Origin of the sequence: Rhodopirellula islandica (assembly GCF_001027925.1) — a bacterium.
Taxonomy (GTDB): domain Bacteria; phylum Planctomycetota; class Planctomycetia; order Pirellulales; family Pirellulaceae; genus Rhodopirellula; species Rhodopirellula islandica.
In genome coordinates, this window is sequence record NZ_LECT01000016.1 from 50,807 (window position 1) to 73,495 (window position 22,689).

Sequence of the window (22,689 nt, forward strand, 5' to 3'; positions counted from 1 at the left end):
CCCCTTATTCTCTCCCGTTTTTGATTCATCTCTGCAAGGCTTCGGTCAACCATGACCCAACGACGAAATCTTCGCCGACGCGGCAGTTCTTCGACGCAACCTCGCCGTTTGCACCACCAAACACTCGAGCGGCGTGAATTGCTCGCAGCGGAAATTATCAGCGGGCCTCGTTTGGTCAGCGTGGCCGCGAACACGGGTTCACAGTTCGATCTGAACGACAACAACGTCCTGTCAGTGGCCCCTTCCGAATTGACGTTCCGTTTCGATGGCGGATCGGAAGTCGATGGCAGCACGCTGGACGGGATTCGCTTCGTTGCTGCGGGCGGGGACGGCACGTTTGACAGCGAAGACTTCAACTCCCCAATCCAACCGGGATTCCTGGGTTTCGAAGGCGATCAAACGAACGGCCGAGTGGTGGTGGCTCGATTCGCGGAGACGCTCGCGGATGATCGCTATCGCATTGTGATCTCGGGTTACGACGACACCACGACCGGCGTTGTCGCGTTGCGGAACGCATCCGGACAGGCGGTCACCCCCGCCCAACCGGATGATCCCCAACGTCCTGCGGTGAACATCGACTTTGAAATCGAAGTTGGCCCCAAAGTCGTCGCCGTTGTCCCGCAACCGATCACGCTCAATGGCACCTCGCGAGTTCAGGCTCGTGACCAAGTGCACGTGTACTTCAACGACGATCCGTTGTCCAACCTCAATGCGGGTGTGGTTCGATCAACCGATGCGGTGCTGCTGCCGGTGGTCAACCCTGACTTCTACAAACTGATCTTCACGAATGACACCGTCGAGAACACCGATGACCCGGTCTATGCACCGACGTTGGTGGAATACGACCCGGCGCTCAATCGTGCCACGCTGACCTTCGACTCCGACCTCTCGGAATTGCCTGATGTGGTGATCGGCGGCGACACCCTGCTCGGCCCCCAATCCAACAGCGGCAGCGGAACATTCCGCTTGCGAATCGGACGCGGCGATGCGATTCCAGCTTCTCCTTCGGACGTCACCGCCCTGGAACTGCCCGACACGTTCAGCAATGCGCAAGCACTGGGCACCAACTTCGGTGGCGGATCACAAAGCGTTCTCGTCGATGGCGGACTGATTCAATCGACCACCGATGTGATTCCGAACTGGCCCGGTGCGTTTGATGCCGCTGGCCTGCGTGAATACCGCCGTGAGTCTCAACTGACCCAGCAAATCGATACCACCACCGGTATCAACATTTACCCCTACAACTTTGCCGAACTCTACGGCACAGGTACCCAAGGGCAAAAGCTTTCCAACGCGATCACGGAAGCACAAAAGCAACGCGTGCGTGAAGTGCTGGATCTGTATTCGAAACGGATGGGCGTTCAATTCGTTGAAACGGAAGACAGCGGGTTGCAGTTCGTCACCGGTGATTTGCAAGCGGTTGTCTTGACAGCAGACACCGGTGCCGGCGAAGGCACGCTTTTCAGCCTGTACCGCGTCAACGAAAAAGACCCGTCTCGCGGGATCTTGGTCATGGATGCCGGCGAGCCATGGTTCGATGGGTACGGTTTGTCGCCAGACAATCGTCCCAGCTGGTTTGTGGAAGCCCTGCGCGGCGTCGGCAACGTCATCGGAATCGGAGACTTGTTCGAACAACCCGATGGTGTCGCGGCAGGTGGATCGAGCCCCGATGAACCCAATTCGGAATTCTTCACCGACTTCGCTGGCAACGCCTACCCCAACTTGCCGACGGAACCCGAATTCCTCAGCCAAAGCGATGTCACGCTCGGCCAAGCGTTGCATCGCCCGGAAAGCGACGACGTTGACTTTTACTCGTTCAGCGTTGCGGAAACGGGCCGCATCACCGCCGAAACGTTTGCACAGCGTCTGGAAGACAGCAGCCTGCTGGACACACTCGTCCAACTCTATCGAGTTGTTCCTGCCTCCGGTTCCAACCCGATCACGTACGAATTGGTCGCATCGAATGACGACTTCTTCAGCAACGACTCGCTGGTATCGGTCGATGTCAGCGCCGGCGATTACGTCCTTGGCGTCAGCAGCACGGGCAACGATGCCTACAACGGCGAAGTCGAAGGCAGCGCACTGGGCGGACGCACCGAAGGCACCTACCAGTTGCGGGTCACGTTCAAACCTGACAGCAACAACACCATCACCGACACCGCCGGTTCACGACTGGACGGCGATGCCGATGGCGTCGAAGGTGGTGAATTCAACTTTTGGTTCCGAACGGCTCGCGAAATTTCCGCCGCCGACGAACCTCGCGTGCTGTATGTGGTCAAAGACGCCGATGGTGACGACACCAACGACGGTAGCTTTGCCACGCCTCTGAAGACAATCAGTCGTGCCTTCGAATTGTCTGAGCCCGGTGACATCGTTCGCTTGCTCCCAAGTGCCGGTGCCGACAATCTGATCTCCACCGTCGAGGACAACCCGGCTTACGAAATCGGTCGTGGCGGCACGGGTGACCGGGCCTTGGCAGACGGCGATGTCTTTGAAGTCCCCAAGGGCGTCACCGTCATGGTCGACGCGGGTGCGATCCTGAAATTGCGGACTGCAAAGATCAGTGTCGGTAGCGAATCGGTTGACGAAGATCGCTCCCTGGCAGCCCTTCAAGTGTTGGGGACACCGGTCTTGGTTGACTCCAACGGAGTCGCTACGAACGGCGGTGAAGTCTTCTTCACCAGCTTTGACGATCCCACCATCGGCATCGACAACAACCCGTTGCCAACCGTTCCATCGACGGGGCACTGGGCGGGTGTTGAATTCCGCAACGACTTCGACTTTGCCGAAGGCCGCCCGGTTTGGGAAACCGAGGGCATCTTCTTGGACTACGTCTCCCACGCCAACATGCAATATGGTGGCGGCAAGATCGACACCAACGCGCCCGTCGTGACGCCTCTGCAAATGCACGAGAGTCGGCCGACGTTGATCTACAACACGATCATGAACAGCGCCGATGCCGCCATCAGCGCTGACCCCGATAGTTTCCGCGAAACCAACTTCCACTCGCCGCGCTATCAGTCGGTCGCTTCGTTCACCAGCGACTACGGTCGCGTCGGTCCCGAAATCGCCGGCAACACGCTCGTCAACAACACCATCAATGCGTTGTTCGTTCGCGTGGACACCCCCGCAGCAGGTCAACTGCAACCGATGACGGTCAGCGGTCGCTTCGACGACCATGACATCGTCCACGCCATCAGCGAAGTCTTGACCATCCAAGGCAACCCCGGCGGTCCATTGCTGCTGGAAGATCGTCCGGATGTGCTCAGCGTCACCGCTCAAACATCGACCGCTGGCGGTTCGCTGGCGGATGGCCTGTATGACTACGTGATGACCTATGTCACCACCGACGGAAATGAGTCGCTGGCGAGCCTGCCGACTCGTTCGGTTTCCTCGACCACAGGCGCCGTGCGTCTGAGCAATTTGCCGTCGGCCCCAGGTGAGTTTGCCGGTCGTAATCTCTATCGCCGTGATCTGTCCGCTCCTGTTGGTGTCATCCGCTATGAACTAGTGACCCAACTGGATCGTCGCGCCACGTTTTATCTTGATGACGGAACGACGCGAGGCGGAATTCTCACCAGTGAACAAAGCCCTGACCTCAGCGGCATCTCCACCAGCACCGTTCCAGGATTGGTCGGGACCAGCGAACTGGTCGAGAACCAGGCCTACGACTACCGCATGACTTATGTGGACCCATATGGTGGTGAATCCCGTGCCAGCGACGCAAGCACGATGCAGGTCGTCGCTCGCAACGATGGGATCTTCCTCAACAACTTGCCGCCGACCGCCGAAGGTTTCGTGGGCCGCAACCTGTATCGCTCGACACCCATCACAGGTGAATACGTGCTGGTCGCACGCTTGATGCTGGATGAGACCAGCTTCATGGACAACGGTCTGACAACATTCCGTGCAGACTTGCTGCTCGGAGAAACCCTTGGCAATGATGTGGATGGCGGCACCAAGTTGCTGCCTCGATACGATGCTCGATTGACAATCGATCCGGGCATCATCGTGAAATCCGAATCGGCTCGAATCGAAGCCACCTTTGGCGCTGACTTCTACGCCGAAGGGGACGACGGCAACAAAGTCATCTTCACCTCGCGATCGGACGACACCTACGGTGCCGGCGGAACGTTTGACAGCAACAACAATGGTGCCAGCACCGGCACGCCTGGTGATTGGGGCGGATTGATTTTCCGTCAAGACACCACCGCCAGCCTTGATTTCGCGGAAGTTCGTTTTGGTGGTGGCACCAGCCCTATCGAAGGTGGATTCACAGAATTCAATGCTTTGGAAATCCTGCAAGCCGACGTCCGCGTTGCCAACTCGACGTTCACTCGCAATGCCGATGGATTTGCCAGCACCAGCACACGCGAAGGCCGCGGCTTCAACGACGAATCCGTCATCTTTGTTCGGGGCAGCCAGCCTGTCATTTTGAACAACGTGATTGCGAACAACGAAGGCGCCGCGATCAGCATCAACCCCGATGCACTCAACTTCGATGACGTGTTGGACACGGGCCGCTCGACCGGCCCAAGCAGCATCATCGGGACCGATCTGGACAACCAAGGCCCGTTGATCGCGGGCAACATGTTGGATCTCAACACGCTCAATGGATTGCGTGTCCGGAGTGAAATCATCACCACCGACAGCGTGTGGGACGACACCGACATCGTTCACATCGTCGAAGGTTCCGTGGTCTCGATGACCAACCACTTCTACGGTGCGTTGCGACTCAAGAGCGATGTGGGCCAAAGCCTCGTCGTTAAATTTGGTCCGGACGGGACGCTGGTTGGCAGCGGGCGTCCGCTCGATATCACGGATCGCATCGGCGGCACACTGCAAGTCATCGGAACGCCAGGCAACCCAGTTGTCTTGACCAGTCTCAACGATGAGACGGTTGGCGCTGGCTTCACACCCGACGGTCGTGCGTTGCTGCAAACCGCCGCCAACGCCACCGATCCAGCCGCAGGAGATTGGCAAGGCCTGCAACTGGAAGCCTACGTCAACGACCGCAACGTCGCCTACGTGCTCGAGAACGAGCGTGCGTTGGCATCGGACATCACGATCAATGCCACCCCGGATGACGCGCAGGTCATTGGCGACCTCGCGGAACACGAGTACGCGGGAGACGAAAACGAACGCCTCGGCTTCAACATCCGCGGAACCTTGGCCACCCCTCAGGACCAAGACGTCTATCGGTTCACGGCAACCGGTGGCACCGAACTGTTCATCGACATCGATGAAACCTCCTTCGGCCTGGACACCGTTGTCGAACTGATCAACGTCAACGAAGACGTGGTTGCCAGCAGCAACAACAGCTTCTCAGAACTCACCGACGCATCGGTCTCCACGACCGATCAATCGAAACTGTATGCCAATCCCAATCTGCCCAATGGTGTTTCGGTCGACGACGTCCGCCCCCTCTATCAATTGGGAGTCGGCTCGGTTGAATCCCCCAACGCGTTGGACGCCGGATTCCGAGTCGTGCTGCCGGGCGATACCCAGCGTGACAACACGTACTACGTTCGTGTTCGCACCCTGAACCAAAAAACAGATGGCCAGTACCAGCTGTCTTTGCGTTTGCGTGAAACTGATGAAACAGCGGGTTCAACGGTCCAGTTGGCCGACATTCGCTACGCCACGGACGCCATTGCCGTCTCCGGCGCTCCGCTGCACTCACCATTGGTTGGTGACGTGGGTGAAGAGGTTCGCTACATCGACCCAACGCCAGCGAATCGCAACAGCGGCGATGAACAAACGCTCGAAACCGAGAACAATCGTCTCGGATTCACCACAGGAAACGCTCAAACGGTCGGCAACCTGTTGACCTCCGACCGCGGGTCGTTGGTCATCACAGGTGAAATCGGAAACATCGATTCGACCAACTTGGATGTTCGCATCGAAGACGTCGACGTCTACCGAGTGGACTTGTTCACACAACAAGTTTCCCCGGACGTTTTCGACAGCGAAAACCGATTTGTCACCACGACATTTGACATTGACTACGCCGATGCATTGGGCCGAGTCAACTCTTCCATCTCAGTCTACAACGCAGCGGGTCAATTGATCCTGCACAGCCGTGACTCCAACATCGCCGACGACCAAGGCCGTCCGCTCGAGGGAGTTGACATGGCCAACTTGGACGGCGGATCAGCCGGCGTCTTGGATGCCTACATCGGACCTGTCGAACTGCCCGAAGGAACGTACTACGTCGCCGTCTCCGGTGAAGTGGCCGTTCCGGAGGCCTTGGATCAATTCTTCAATCCCGATTCGGCCAACCCGTTGACCCGTTTGATGCCGATCAATTCGGTGCGTCGGATTGCCGAGGACACACTTGGTGGAAGCAGCACCGTCATCGACTCGGACGAGTTCCGCGAGTTTGAAACGCGGTACCTTGAGTACGCCGCCGAAGCTCCCATCGTCGAACCCATTTTTGACGATGTCTCCATCGTTCCCTATTCGTTTGACGACATTCGCTTGTTTGTTTCGCTGGACGGAGCGATTTCAGGCAACAACAACAGCGTCCTGGTCAGCGTGAATCCATTCACGGGACAAGTCGATCGACTGATCGGTCAATCTGGCCAACCAACGGGTGACATCGCGATCCGTCGCGACGGCGAGTTGTTTTCCTACAGTCTGGGTCCGCAAAGTGGAGCTGAGAACAATGGAAACGTTGGCAACTTCCTCAACATCAGCCCATTCGACGCCGCTGCCAGCAGCGCCGGCGACGACGGAATCTCTTTCCAACGTGACAACCTAGCTGGTACCGATTTGGAAGCGGACGACGGCGCCCAACTGGACATTCACGCCATGGCATTCCAGCCTGGCCCGTCCGGCACCAGCATCAACACGTCCGCGGTCAGTGACAACGAACGATTCTTCTTGGTTGGGGAACGTGACAACACCGGTCGCAGGGGCGAAATCCCGGATGAACTGACCCGCAACATTTTGTATCAGGCGGTCGCATCAAACGGTCAGATCACTTCCCTGGGTAGCACCAACGCGAACACCCACCGTGGCTTCGACGGTACGATTCCCTACCAATCGTTCTACGGCACAACATCACCCGATGTTGAGCACGGTGTGATCGACACCGGGTTCATTTATGACACCGGTGCCGACGGAGGTGACATCACTGGTTTGGCGTACACGCCATCTGGCCTCGGGATTGAAACTTTCCTGGCAACAACGGACCTCGGTGGGATCCACGGATTTGATCCCAACAACACCATTGCGGCCCCACAAGACAATCCCGAACTGGAAGCCTACAACCGCATCATTCCGACGACTTACTATGGTCGTGTGGTTGCTGACGCGAATCACTTCACGGCTCCCTTTGACTTCACCACTGGCCAACGCCACCCCGTCTTCGAGAGCATGTCGTTCGGCCCGCAAACAGTGGAAGACGGCCGACTGCAACAAATCATTTTCGCTGCCACAGAAGACGGCTGGCTCTACGCGTTGCAACTGGACGGACAAACGATCAAACCGGCGAATGTGTTCTACAACGGTCGCTCGGCGATTGAGATGCAATTCGACAGTGGATTGTCGGTTGGCGACGGCGCGCGAACTGTCAACGGGATTGCGTTCAGTAATTTGCAGATCAACCCGTGGCATACCACCAACGATCGCAACCTGGATGATGGTCAAGGCATCTACCCTGACGAAGACCAAACGCGGATTCGCACCGTCGGTGGAAGCTCGCTGTACTACGGTTTCGAAGTCACCGGCAATGCGGCCGACAACACCATCGCTCGTGCAGACGGCGATGCTCTCGGGCAAATTGCACCCGGTGGCAGTCAAGGCTCGGTTGTCTCCCGTCCATTCGATCTGAGCGAGATCAACCCCGCTGACAAACCAACGCTGTACTTCAGTTACTTCATCGATGTCGAAGCGACCGACGACTACACCCCGACTCGTTCGCAAAACGACTCCTTCCGTGTCTTTGGTGCAGGGGACGATGGCGAATGGAAGTTGTTGGCCACCAACAACAACTACCGCGAACTGGCATTCAGCGACGAGTACGACTATTTCAACGAAACGGGCATCCTTGTCCAGGAAATCTTCGACGACGGGAACGACTGGCGTCAGGCTCGAATCGATGTCTCGCCTCTCGCAGGCAACGAAAACGTTCAAATTCGTTTCGATTTCTCGACATCGGGATCCATGCGAACGCATTTCGGGTCCATCAATGTTTCCGGAACAGCGGGCAAGAATCTGGTCGACAACGAAGTCATTTCGTTCCAAGACGACCTCTTCAATACCGTTCTGTTCCAAACGATTTTGGGACGCGACGTCGTGTTCCCAACCGGAGCCGATCTCGAAAATGGCGATCAACTGACCATCACCGGTCCGAACGGTCCGACCGACATCACCTTTGTCACCGTGCCGTCGACGACACCGAAGCCACTCAACGAAGTTGTCTTCAACGTTGGCATGACCGCCAATGAAGTTGCTCAGACGGTCGTCGCCTCCATCGACAAGTCGCTTGCCCCATACTTCGAAGGCAACGGTCGCGTTAGCTTCCGCGCCGCAAGCGATGTTCTCGTTGACGCCAACATCGCTGCTGGCCAGTCCAATCCAACTCAAGTCGAGCAGTCCGCTCAGCGAATGCTGATTCCTACCGCGTTGACATTTGAGGTTGGTGAACAGATTGAAGTCGTGGGTCCTGACGGGGTAGTGACAACGCTCACGTACACCAACGTTGACAATTCGATTCCGCCGGACAGTTTCTTCCCCGGCGAGATTTATGTCGATTCATTCGACAGCAAACGTGCTATTGCTCAGAAGATTGTGCAGCAATTGCCGAACAACACGCAGGCTTATGTGGACGGATCAGGTGACGTCGTCCTCCTGAATCCTGACACGAGTGCGAGTTTCATTCCCGCGCCGACGGGGATCACCATCACGGAGGAGGTTGCCAACGAAAACCGGATCGAGATCACGATTCCAAACGGTGCTTCGATTGCCAACAACGAAGACATCACCTTCGTGGACACCGACGGTTCCGACTACGTCGTTCGCTTCTCGGACAGTGCCCTCCCGGATGTGGCGGGAGACCAAATCATCCCGTTCTCGGATGACAATGCTGGCACGGCAGGGTCCACATTGGCCGACCGAGTCCTCCGAGATCTCCCGACGCGTTTCTCCGCCATTGTCAATGGAAACGTCTTGTCAGTCGCGGCCAACAGTGTGGTCTCGAGCAACGCAACCACGTCCTTCGCATTCAATCCCGTCACCAGCACCGATGACATTTGGGACTTCGACATTCCATCGGGTGACTTGGTTCACCACGGTGAACGAATCACGCTGTTCCGAAACTTCCAGTCCACGACAATCACCTTGGTCCGGGAAGGACTGAGCGTCCCCAACGCTGGTGACATCAGTGTCTACTTCAACAGCACGACCACAGCCGAAGAAATCGGCAGCGACATCGTGTTGGCACTCAATGAGTTCGACGACAGCTTCCAGGCCTACCTCGATCAAGACGGAGACGGATTCCGCTTGGCCGGCAATGTCCTTGGAGCGACGATCAGTTCCACGACGACGGTGACGACACTTGCCGAGTCGCAGATCAACACCTACGCCGTTCCAATCACGCTTCCAAAGGGCAGCGAGATTGTTCCTGGCGAATCGTTCTCCGTGTTCCGCAAAGACGACCCGAGCGGATCGCTTCCGGAGACCTACACGTTTGTCACGACACCACCGGCAAATGCGTTTGAAATCTTCTACGATGTCAATGACACCGCCGATGTCTTGGCGGAACGTGTGGCTGAATCGATCAGCGGCGAGTTGCAGGGTGTGGTGATCAACAACCGTGAAGTTCATCTTCTCAATGCGGTGTCCGTCGAGTTGTCCAATAGCGATTCTTTGGTGGTCTCGTTCGAATCCATTGTGAATCCTGATGTCAATTTCTTCGCTGACACTCGACCGACACCGATCCAGGTGACGTTGACTCAAACGGGCAATGAAGTCACGGAGCAAATGCGGAATGCATTTGCAGAGGGCTTCGGTCGCCTTGCATCGGCAGCGACGGGATACAATCAAATTGCGTCGGCTGACCAATACCCAATCTACGGTGGCGACACGCTTCGCTTGTACAACGCCACCGCCTTGGACATTGGGTCTTATGGACTGTCGCAATCCGACTTCTTTGGCACTTCGATGCCTGGGGATGAGTTCGGCGTCGGGGCATCGTCAAGCTACGCAACCAACCAAATCAGCACCGCGGGTGCGGGTGACAATGAAGTCGAGGGTGTCTACATCGATGACATCATCATTGGCTTGGCCGAACGGGGTGAAATGGTCATCAACGCTCCGGTCAACAACACGAACTACGTGTTCGACCCATCGGTCTTGCCGGACTCACACCCGCAAGCCGTCCAGCCGGAACGGCAGAACGAAACGTTGGTGGGTCCCTATTCGTTGGAAATCCGCACCGCCGACGAATATGGCGTGCCCCAAGACTACAACCCAATCAACCTGGTACTCAACGAGGAAATCAGTGCCGGTCGCTCATTCGACTCCAACGATCGTTTGGCCGACGGAGCTGTCACTCTGATCGCGCCCGCTGGATCGACGTTGATCGATGTCGGCACCAGCTTGGACTCGACCGTCACCGCCAGCGACACGTTTGTGTTGGATGATGGCACCCGTCAGCTGACCTTTGAATTCGATAGCATCCTTGATAGCAACGGTGTCGAAACCGGAAACGTTCGCGTGCCGTTCGACCCGAGTGGCACCGATCCCGCCGACGTGGCGAGAGCGATTCGCAATGCAATCAACTCACCCCAAGTCCAAAATGTTCTCGCGATCACCGCGGCGACATCCGACAGTGCGGAACAGGGTGCCTCCAACTCGACACGAGTCGAGTTGTTCGGCCAGGCCATCACGGTCAACCCCAGCGGTGGTCGATTCATCAAGATGGATTTGGTCGCCGAAGAAACGGCTGCTGGCAATGCAACCAGCCAACGGATCGCGATCGTCGATCACGACGAAGACACCGTCGAGTACATCAACTTCCTGGATCAACTTGCTCAGTCTTCCGTTTCCGGCTTTGTCAATGGTGATGTCGACACCTTCGTTGGTGTCGGAAAAATCGGCGATGCCGTCAACTTGGGTGTCTCCCCATTCAATGTGGTCGACGATTTGATTGTCTTGGGGTCCAATCCGCTGAACGACCTTGACTCGGTTCGAATTTATCTTTCGGCGGGTCAATCGGTTGACATCGATGTGGATTCGCTTGGATTCACGAAGGCCGGCGACGCTCTCGAATTGCCGGTGATCTCGGTTTTGAAAGCGGGCGATAACTTTGACTTCAACGCGAATATCCTTGGCTTGTCCGGCTTCACCCCAACGATGGCCCCTGGTGAAACGGTTGGCGGAGCATTCTTGAACTTCACCGCAACGACGAATGGTTTCTATGACGTCGTCGTCAGCAACAGCGCTTACTTCGGGCTTGGTCCAATCAGCGGAACGGATCAGCAGTTTGGTGAATACCAACTGACCATTCGTCCGAACGCGGAATCCTCGGCACGGGTTCCTGATCGCGACGTTTTGATGGTCGACTATCAGTTCGGCATCACCGACGTGAACCGAACCGATGACCAAGGCCAGATCATCATCAGCAGCAACTTCATCTCCGACTCGGCCAACTACGGCATCTCGGCGACGCTGGGTGATCGCGGTCAAGGCAATACCACATCCGGCACAACGCAAGACACGCTTCCAGGTTCTGCTCGTTTGCTCCGCAACGAAAACCAAACCGGATTGATTCCGGGTGCGGTCATCATCAACAACGTCGTGTCCAACTCGGGCACCGGCGGCATTTTGTTCGGTGGTGGAACGTTCGATGATGGCGAAAGCCCCGCGCCGAACCTGTTCGGCCGCATCGTCAACAACACGGTCGTCAACACCGGCAGCGGAGATGGCATCACGGTCGATGGCCGTGCCAATCCAACCCTGCTCAACAATGTCATCTCTGGATTCAACGTTGGCATCCAAGTTGACACGGCAACCTCCGGAAACACCGTCGTTGGCGGCAATGCCTTCCACGAAAACGGCACCGACTCGACGCTGCCCATCGCCAGCTCATCGATCATCATTCCGGACGGGACCGCGTTGTTCCAAGACCCTTCGCGGTCGCTGTACATCCCGGTTGAGAACAGCCCGATCATTGACAGTTCGTTCGCTTCGTTGCCCGACCGCAACAGCTTCTTCAACACGGTCAAGAATCCAGTTGGCATTTCGGCCTCGCCAATCATCGCCCCCGCGTTTGACGCCTACGGTCAACCACGTGTCGATGGGCAATCCAGTGGTTCCGGCGGTGCAGGTGCCAATGTCTTCATCGACCGCGGTGCACTGGACCGTGCCGATGATGGGCGTCCCGTCGCCTTGCTGATCAATCCCTTCGACGCGGATGGCGTCGAAGCAGCGGCTCAAAACGTTACCTCGGGCGATACCGACCCCGGCAGTTCCTTCGTTCGTCTGACGAACACGGAGCAAACCGTTGAGTTCTTTGAAATTCAACTGGTCGATCCTTCGGGCACCGGCCCCGACCCTGACACCATCACGGTTGATTCGGTCCTGCTGACGGAGAACGGCCGTCGCCTGTTACCCGATCGCGACTTCACGTTCGGCTACAGCGCCAACAGCCGCACGATTCGCTTGACGCCTCTGGCGGGTCTGTGGCGTCAAGACGCGGTCTACGAAATCACGCTGAACAACCAGTCGCGAATTGCGTTTGACACGGTCAGTGGCGATCAAATTTCCGATGGTGATCAAGTCACCGTGTTGGATTCGGCCGGTCGACCAACCGTCTTCGAATTTGAAAGTGGCATTTCGGTCACCGTCCCACAAACATCCACGCTTCGAATCTTGGATGTCACCAGCGGATTCCTTGATCGCGATGTGTTCACGATCACCGCTCCGGACGGAACCAGTCAATCGTTTGAGATCAACCTCACTGGATCAACTGCCGCGGGCAACGTGGCAGTCAACCTGGCCGGTGTCGGAAACATTGCCGACATCCGCGATCAGATCCTCGCCGCCATCAACTCCGTCCACGCCGGTTCCGGTCAAACTTACGCTCAGCGTTTGGACCTGGCTCCCGTCGCGATCGGATTCGATTCGATCCAGCTCGGCACCCTTTCCGGTCACACCGTGACCTTGGGAAGTGGTGGATCCACCGTCGCAGGAATGGAACTCAACGGCACCACCGATGGTGTTGAGTCCGGTCAAAGCTTCCTGTACACGGCCAACGGAACCACCGTTGAATTCGTCTTCGACGACAGCAATTCGTTTGTTGAAACGGACACCATGCGGCAGGTTTCGATCTCACGCACCAGCACCCCAGATCAGGTTGCACAAGCAATTGTCGCAGCGGTTGGCGGCGTTTCTCTTGGACTGGATTCAGCTCAAGCCACCGGCGACGGAAGCGTGCTGCTGGGTGGATTGGCATCGGATGTCTTGGACATCACCAGCTCGCAACTTTCGCGTTCGGGCATGCCGGGCGTGACCGATTCATTGTCACTGACGGTTCCCGCAGGACAAACCGGAACCGACGTCGATGGCACGACGTTCACCTTGGACGTCGGCGGTGTTGCCACCACCTTCCGATTCACGACCGATGCCTCGCTGACCAGTCCTGATCGTTTGATTCTGGTTGGCGGTGGCGACGATGCTTCCACCTTGGCAGCGAAGACATCCGTTGTCATCAGTGCGGTCTACCCGGATGAATTGGCTCCTGTGGCCACAGCGAACTCGATCAAGCTGAACGAAGCCTCTTCGATCGTTCCTGCCGGTGAAGTTCGCACGGTCACCACGATCAGCCTTGAAACCAGCGGACTGGTCCAAAGCGGAATCAGCGGCGGTGCTGTCCCGGTTGAGTTCCTGCCTTCGGCAACATTCAGCGAAGCATCGGTTGCGGCCACGCTTCAACGAACGATCCTCAACGCCAACCTAGGGCTCGAAATCTTCGCTCCTGGTGGTGGCACGTTGTTGATCGACGGTGCCAATGCGGTCTCCGCTCAATTCACCCGCAATGGCGTCGTCGACGTCACCGGCCTGAGCATCCCTGCCGTCTCGGATTTGGCAGGCAATCCCGTCCGTGAGACGCGAGTCAATGACGAAACGCGATTCACCATCATCATGCCCGAAGTCCGCTTCGACTTTGGTGATGCTCCTGCCAGCTACGCCACGTTGCTGGAAAGCCCACTGAACAGCTCAATCCCCGGCAACGGTGCTCGTCACGCTGTCATCAGTGACGGCACTTCCGTTCGATTGGGCAACAGCATCGACACCGAAGTGGACGGCACGCCTTCCAACTCGGCAACCAACGATGTCGTCGGCGACGATGTCACGATTCCGATCTCGGCCAGCAGTGCAGCCGTGTCGGTTTCTCTGACGCCCGACACCGACATCATCGACATCGAAATCATTGCGATGCCGACCGTTCGTGAAACGATCACCTTGGTGATTGGTTCGCAATCGTTCACGTTTGAATTCCTCGACGCCGCAACCAACCCATCGCCGGGCAACATCCCGGTTCTGTTCAACGTGGGCAACACGCTCCGAGAAATCGAAATCGCGTTGCTGACGGCCATCCGTCCGCAACTGGACTTCACCGGTGGCGGCGTGGATGCATTGACTCATCCGACCAACGCGTCGGGCATTCGAGTGCGTGCCATCGACGATGAGGATGGGGTCTCGATCGTTCGCTTCGATGACGGACTGAACTTCTTCCGCGTCTTCGGCGAACCCGGGGCCGGGGGACAAGTCCTCACATCGTTGAACGCGGATCAGGTCCTCGGCTTCTTGAACCCCTTCGATGAAGCGGGCACGGACATCGCAGTGGACGTGGTGGGCGGTGGTTTGCTGAATGGCTGGATCGACTTCGACCGCAGCGGCACCTTTGACGACGACGAGCAGGTGTTGTCGAATGTTCCAGTGACCACTGGCACGAACATCGTCAACGTCACCACGCCATTGAATGTTGGCAGCTTGCCGTTTGACACCTGGGCTCGTTTCCGCGTCAACGACGCTGGCAACATCGGGCCTGATGGAGTGGCGATCGGCGGCGAAGTGGAAGATTACCTCGTCTCGGTCCTGCCAATTCCATTGCCAGAACCAGAACCACGTTCCTACACCGCGTTCGAAGACGCAACGCTCGATGTGGACGCGTCTCAGGGTTTGATCAGTGCGGCCAACCGCGCCGGTCAACTGTTGCCAGTGCGGTACTTCGTCGTGGATGAACCCACCAACGGAACGCTCGAAATCGACACCGATGCAGGTGACGATCTGAATGGCAGCTTCCGTTACGTTCCTGCCCCCGATTTCTACGGGATCGACACCTTCACCTATCGATTGTCGACCCAGCAAAACCTGGGCAACATCGACTGCGACGTTGATGCCGGCGACCCGCCCGTTTGCGGCACCGTGACCGTCAATGTGGTTCCGGAGAACGATGCTCCGGGTGCCACCGACCAATCGTTTGTGATGGTCGAAGCGACCGCCACGAACGGTGGTGCACCGTTGACGATCACCGCTGCGGAACTGATCGCAGGATCCACTCCGGACGCAGATGCCCAGTTCAACTTGGGATCCAGCACCGATGTCCAGGACGAGCCCAACCAAGCCGTCTTCGTGCATTCGATCACGGCCGGTGGGACCACGATCAATAAAGACAATCGTTTTGCAGAAGCCAGCACGCCCGAAGGTGGCAAACTGACCGCGACGTTCAATCCAACGAACGAGTGGATCACGGAGATCACCTACACGCCGGCGGTTGATTTCAACAGTGACAACGGAACCACCGTTGGCGGTCTGTCCGTCGACGCGTTCACCTTCACGTTGATCGACAACGGCATCTCCGAATTGCCTTCCGATTTGGAAGCCAACCTGAACGCTTCGCTCAGCCAAGCGGAACGTGACGTGCTTGGAATCGGCAACGGCGTCCGTGATCAGTTCGATGCGATCGGACCGATCTCGGCCCCTGCGACCGCACGGATCCGGGTCACGCCTCAGAACGATGCTCCTGTTTTGGCCTCCGATTACGTGGGCCTGACCGATGCCAATGGCAACGCGAACACGGACTACACCGGTTTCTTCACTGGTGCCGTTCCAACGCCAACGGAAGACACGGTGTTGGTCTTCCCAACGGCTTACCTGACCCGCAACGACATGGCTGGCCCAACCGGTGCCGCCGATGAAAACGCGGGCACGAACAGCAACGACGCCCCTGTGGTTGTCACTGCCGTTGCCTTGGCCGACCCAACCCAAGGCACGCTGACACTGGATCCGAACACGAACGAAATCTCGTTCTTGCCGGCTGCAAACGTGTACGGCGAAGTGGAATTCACTTACACCGCCATCGACAACGGCATCAACGAAGACACCTCCGTCGGCAACGTCAGCGACGACACCGATCGCGGCAATCGCAATCCTGCAGGGATTTCGATCACGCAGTCGGCGACGATCTTTGTCGAACCGGTCAACGACGCCCCGGTCGCTTACGATCGCTATGCCAACACAGTCGAAGACACACCACTGACCATCAGCGACGTGATGTTGCTCGACGGAGTGAACGTGACTCCTTCCGCGATCGTGGCCACGACATCGGCCGTCACCATGGTCGACGCGGATCAACTGCGTGACGGCGAGACACTGATTGTCACCGCCGGCAACGGACGCCGTGTGGTGGTGGAATTCAACACCACTGGCATCGCTTCAGTCGGCTCCAATCGAGTGGTTCAGTTCGCTGACGGTGAAACCGCGGATGTCCTGGCGACACGTCTTGAATTGACACTTCGTTCGCTTGGATTTGGCGGAACCGTCACGGATGCGACTGTCAACTTCGACGCCTCTGGTCAACTCGCTTTGGTCACCGGGCAGAACGCTGTGGTGGTCGATTCCGCTGCGGGCCGAATCACGGTTCCCGAAGGTGGCTTGATCTCCGACGGTGAGATTGTGACCGTCACGGACAACGCCGGCACACCGACTCGATTCGCGTTCACCAAAACCGGTTCGATTCTGGTCTCCGGTGCGATCCCTGTTTCGATCAGCGATTCCAGCACCGCCGAAGAAGCCGCCACCGCTTTGGCTGACGCGATGTTGCTGGCCGGCTTCGGTGCCGTCGAAACCGCTGGCACACAACAAGAATTCCGCGTCCGAATGGACAGCGTCGCATCGCTCAGCGTCAATCGTGCGGGAGCCGGCCTGGTTCCGGATGGATCTGACGTGATCGTTCCCGCGGGAACCGGCATTCAAGCCGGTGACGCCCTGATCGTCGAACTCCTCGATGGGACATTGGTTGTTGCTGAGTTCCAAACGGGCACAACCTTGATCGACCCCAATGCGGTCCTCGTTCAGTACTCGATGACTGACACACCTGCAGAAGTCTCTGCCGCATTGGAGGCTGCCTTGGTCAGCCAAAGTGTGAACGCTCAGTCGGTCACCTTGACCTCATGGCAGATCGACACCGTCGACATTGTCTCGGTGGATCCAACTGGAACCGCGATCACGTTCAACGGAACGGACATCGTGCTGCCAGTCATTGGTGATCTGGTCAGCGGCCAAACATTCTCGTTGACCGACGAAAATGGTGTGGTGCGTCGCATTGAACTCAACACCACGGGAACGCTTTCATCGGGCAACGATGCGGTCGTCCAATACGATGCAGCGGGATCCATCGACGATGTTGCAACCTCGCTGGCGGATGCCCTTCGAACTTTGGACATCGGTGCGACAGCCAATGGCAACAGCGTCACGTTGCTGACGTCCAATACGATCACTCGATCGTTGTCGCCAACCAGCGTCACCCTTAGCGGCACCAACATCCTGGTACCCGCCGGTGACCGATTGATTGACGGCGAACGATTCACGATCACCGACAACGCTGGAACCATCCACGTCGTCGAGTTCAATCTGTCCGGCCAACCAACCGCTGGTGCTGATGTCATCGTGCCGTTCACCGTCGCCGATTCTTCCGACATTGTTGCAACAACTCTGCAAGAACAATTGCGTGCCGCAGGCATCGGTGCCTTGGCCGACTCATCCGCACTGGGTGTTCCCGCGGGCCAATCACTTGTTTCGCTGCAACTTGTTTCCGCGATCCGCATGGGCGAACTGACGGATGCCAGCGGAATGTTTGACAACCGACTCGGTGCTCCGTTCAACGAGAACGAACAGAGCCTTCGAATCGTGTCCTTCTCGACACCAGGCGGAAACGCCATCGAGATCAACTCGGTCCCCGCGGGGGCAGCGACCGCGACCATCGACAGCGATGCGGGCGGAACGTACACGTTCACCGTCGACAGCGTTCAAGTCGCGGGCCAAGCTCGTCGTTACTTCAGCGGTGTGACGTTCACTCCGGCTGAAAACTACAACAGTGAACTGCCATTCGCGGCTCGTGAATTGTTGCTGTACACGGTGGAAGACGATGCCTTCACCCGCATCACGTCTCCTGCCCAAACGCGACAAGACATCAATGCGATCCGTCGCTCGGTGAATGCGGGCACGATCACGATCACCGTCGATGCAGTCAACGACGCTCCCGTCTTCAACAATGACCTGAGCACGGTCGATGTTTTGGAACGAGACGATCTGTCGACGACCACGGTGCCGGACTTCCTGACCGAAATCTTCTCGGCAACTTCGACCGCATCGGACGAGTTGCTCTCGCAGATCGTCACCGGATTCGAGGTCCGCCTGATCGCTGACCCCAATGGCGTGCTGTCCAGTCTCCCGGTTGTCAACTACGTCGGCGGTGACACAGAAGCCTCGCTGACCGTTGCACCGAACCCTGACAAAGTTGGCCAGGCGACATATGAGTTGTATCCCGTCGAAAGCGGAATCGCTCCTTCTCAAATCCCGGCGACCACGTTCACTGTCAATGTTCGTCCGGTCAACGATGCACCACGCATTCGTCCCGGGCTGACCGGCGACGCGGTGCCAAACGATCCGGATGAGGCCTACTCAATCACCGGAATCACCGACACCGATGGCGACGGCTTCGACGATCAAGCTGTGATTCAGTACACCTTGCGTGAAGACAACACCCAACCAACCGGCAGCAGCGATCCAGCCAACGCCGTCACGACGGGTAACTACTTCATCCCCCTCAGCCGTGCGATCCCAGAAGCCTTGGTCCAAGTCGGCTCGTATCAGCGAATTGGTCTGCTGGACATCTACACCGTCGGTGCAGACAACGAAGATCAATCGCTCAGCGTTGGCTTCCCAACCGGCGGTCCTCAACAACTGGAATTGTTCGACTTCCCCGACCGCACGGTCTTGGGTGGAACACTGACACCGAAATTTGAAGGCAACCTGCTGATCGGCTTGGAGTACACGCCTCCCGTGGACTTCAACAACGCAATCGATCCGAGCACGCCGTTTGACTCGTTCGAATTCGAAGTCCGTGACGACTTCCCAGGTGACGGCGAAACCTATTCCAGCGACACTGGAACACTGGTCCAAGACCGTCGTCGTTCGACATCGATCGTGCAGTTGAACCTGAACCCGGTCAACGACCGACCTCAGTTCGTCGCCAATGACTTGTCGTACGAAGTGGCAGAAGATGGGGGTCCCCAACGGATCAACAACTTCGCCGTCGGCATCGCTGCCGGTCCGCCATTGAGTGCGTTTGACGAAGTTGATTTCATCAACGGGCAAGACGTTCGGTTCACCGTGAAAACGCTGTCCTTCCTGGACAATGAGTTGCAAGACTTCTTTATCCAAGGACCTCAGATCAGCGACACCGGCGTCCTGACCTTCCAACCTCAAGAGAACGTCTACGGCACCTTCGAATTTGAAGTGGTGCTGACCGAAATCCTGCCAGGTTCAAACCAAGAGGAAAACAGCACGCGAGGTGACTTGCGATCCTCCTTGCCGGTCACGCTGACCATTGACGTTCAACCGGTCAACGACCGTCCGTTCATCAAACCGGAATTCAGCGCCCCTGGCACGAACCCACTCGACTTCTCGTTGTCAGAAGACGGCACATTCGATGTGTTGGTCAACGGCGACGGCACCTCACCTGGATTGCTGGACGTCTTCGCCGTTGGACCAGCCAACGAGTCGGCCAACACCACACCAGGTGGCAACCAATCGCTGTCCTTGACCACTCCGATTCCAGTGACCACCGCCGAAGGCGGCACGCTGCAAAGCGTGACCGAAAACGGTGTCATCACTCGATTCATCTACACTCCTCGAGCCAACTTCGTCGGAACGGATAGCTTCATCTACACCGTCACCGACGACGGAGTCACCGTCCCCGTTGGTAACAACGGCCAACCGATTGACGAACCTCGCATCGCATCGGGAACGGTCACGTTCGAAGTCTTCGCCGTCAACGATGCACCTCAATTCAGTGGTGCCGGCGATGTGACCAGCAACGAAGACCAAAATGATGGTGGCGGTCGCGGAAGTGTTGTGATCGAAAACTGGGCCACCAACGTTCAAGCCGGACCTCCCGGAGCGAACGATGAAATTGGCACCGGCACGGATGGTCAGCCACTCCGATTCGAGATCGTTCAAACGTCGAACAACCCCGAGTTGTTTGACACGCCACCTTCGGCATCGATTGACGCCGCGGGCAACGCAACCCTGTCGTACGTGACGGCGGAAGACCTCAATGGTTCCGCCACCTTCACGGTGCAATTGTTCGACGAAGGCCCCAACGATGCCGGCAACGGTGACATCAATGCCTCGACGATTCGAACGTTCACCATCACGGTGGATCCAGTCAACGATGCTCCAACGTTCACTGCCGGACCAACCGTTCGCGTGCAAGAAGACCGTGGCCCCTACACCACGCAGTGGGCAACCAACATCTCGCCCGGCCCGATCGACGAGTCCAACCAATCGGTTTCGTTCGAAGTCTCAACCGTCAACTCGGCCGACTCGGCTCTGTTCACTCAGAATGGACAACCTGCGATTTCACCAGACGGCATCCTGACCTTCACACCGGCTCTCAACGCCAACGGTGCGGTTGACTTGCAGGTCGTCGCCCGCGACAGCGAAGGCCTGGCAGGAACCCCGGTCACACTGCGAGTGAACATTCAACCTGTCAACGATTTCCCCACACCAGCACCGGACAACTTCACGACCGATGAAGACACGATCCGTGTGATCAGTGCGGCTGAACTGTTGGCGAACGATATTGATGTCGACTTGAATGACATCGATCCGGATGAATTGCAAATCGTGATGAGTTCACCACAGCTTTCACTGCGGGGTGCTCTGGTGACCTTCGACCCGGTTACGCAAACGATCACCTACGACCCGACTGTTTCGACCGAATTGCAAGCACTCAAACCAAGTTCGGCACCCCTGAACGATTCGTTCAGCTACGCCGTGGCTGACCGAGCAGGTGCCAACGCAACGCCGATCCGAACCAGCAACTCGGTGTTGGTCAGCGTCAGTGTCACCGGTGTCAACGACGGTCCTGTGACGGAACCCGATGTCCCAACGTTACAAAGCCCCGGCAGCACTGTGATCCGGGTCTTGGACAACGACGTCGATGTCGATGGCGTGATTGACCCAAGCTCGTTGACCGTGACCAAGCAGCCCGCGTTCGGTAGCGTTTCCATTGACCCCGTCGAAGGAACGATCACTTACACGCCGTTCACGAACTTCCCCGGCAACGACGAGTTCCGCTACATCGTCGCGGACGATGACGGGGCTTTCAGCACGGAAGAAACGGTCACGATCAGCCCGAATGCGGCTCCGGTGGGACGTGATTCGGTTCGCTCCGGTTTCCTCAACGAAGCCATCACGATCGACATCAGCAACAACTTCACCGATGCGGATGGACTCGATTTCAGCTCGATTCAAATCGAACGCCAACCTTTGGCGGGCGAAGTCCAGAACGTCGGCGACGGAACGCTGCGGTACATTCCTGCCGTCGGCTACACCGGTCGCGATTCGTTCGATTACTCGATCGCTGACTCGGAAGGTCGTCGCAGTGGATTGGCCACGGTGTCACTGCAAGTGGTCATCAGTCGCCTGCAGAATCCCGATCTCAACACCGACGTCAACGACGACGGTGAGGTCTCGGCCTTGGATGCTCTGTTGATCATCAACCACCTCAATCGCTTCTCCTCCTTCGCATCGGACTACACGCCGACGGTCGATGAAGACTTGGTCGTGACCCAGGGTGACAACGGCCGACCAAGTGCTTCGCAACCTGGACGCTACTACGACGTCAGCGGTGACCTTCGCATCAGCTCGCTCGATGCGTTGCAGGTCATCAATGAGCTGAACCGGCGGGATGCAAGTGGGAACGACAGCGAACCGCTGGGTGAATCGATCACGGCATCGACCAACCAGGAAACCACCGGAAATGGTGTCGCCGCGGCGGTTTCCCGCTCCGATGTGGGGGCCAATGCCTCGTCCTCCACCGCGGCCGGTGAACCGCTGATCGAAGTCTTGTCCGAAAGTGACAAGTTCGTCGGGCAAGGTTCCGTGAACTTGGGCGACGATGTTCTCGACCGCCTCGCCTCGGCCACCACCGAAGCGGAAGAGGGCTCCTCGGACAGCGATGATCGCAGCAAATCGCTGCAATCCGCGGTCGACGCCGCGATGGCAAAACTGTTGTAAGACAGTGTCCCGAAGACCTCGGCAAACTCGTTGACGTTGACCTCAACGAGCCAATGCCAGACAATCAGAACGACCGGCTGAGATTGGGAT

Annotated in this window: 1 protein-coding gene; it reads left to right on the plus strand. The window is 57.6% G+C overall.

Translation table 11 applies throughout. From position 1 onward, the window contains the following. The first annotated feature begins 51 nt into the window (after nt 1-51). Entirely contained in the window at nt 52-22,599 is a 22,548-nt protein-coding gene (locus tag RISK_RS07270; RefSeq protein ID WP_047813617.1) for a tandem-95 repeat protein, read from the plus strand. The last annotated feature ends 90 nt before the right edge of the window (nt 22,600-22,689 follow it).

Coding starts and splice junctions, on each gene's coding strand:
- RISK_RS07270 (WP_047813617.1), top strand. CDS start 52: ATGACCCAACGACGAAATCTTCGCCGACGCGGCAGTTCTTCGACGCAA.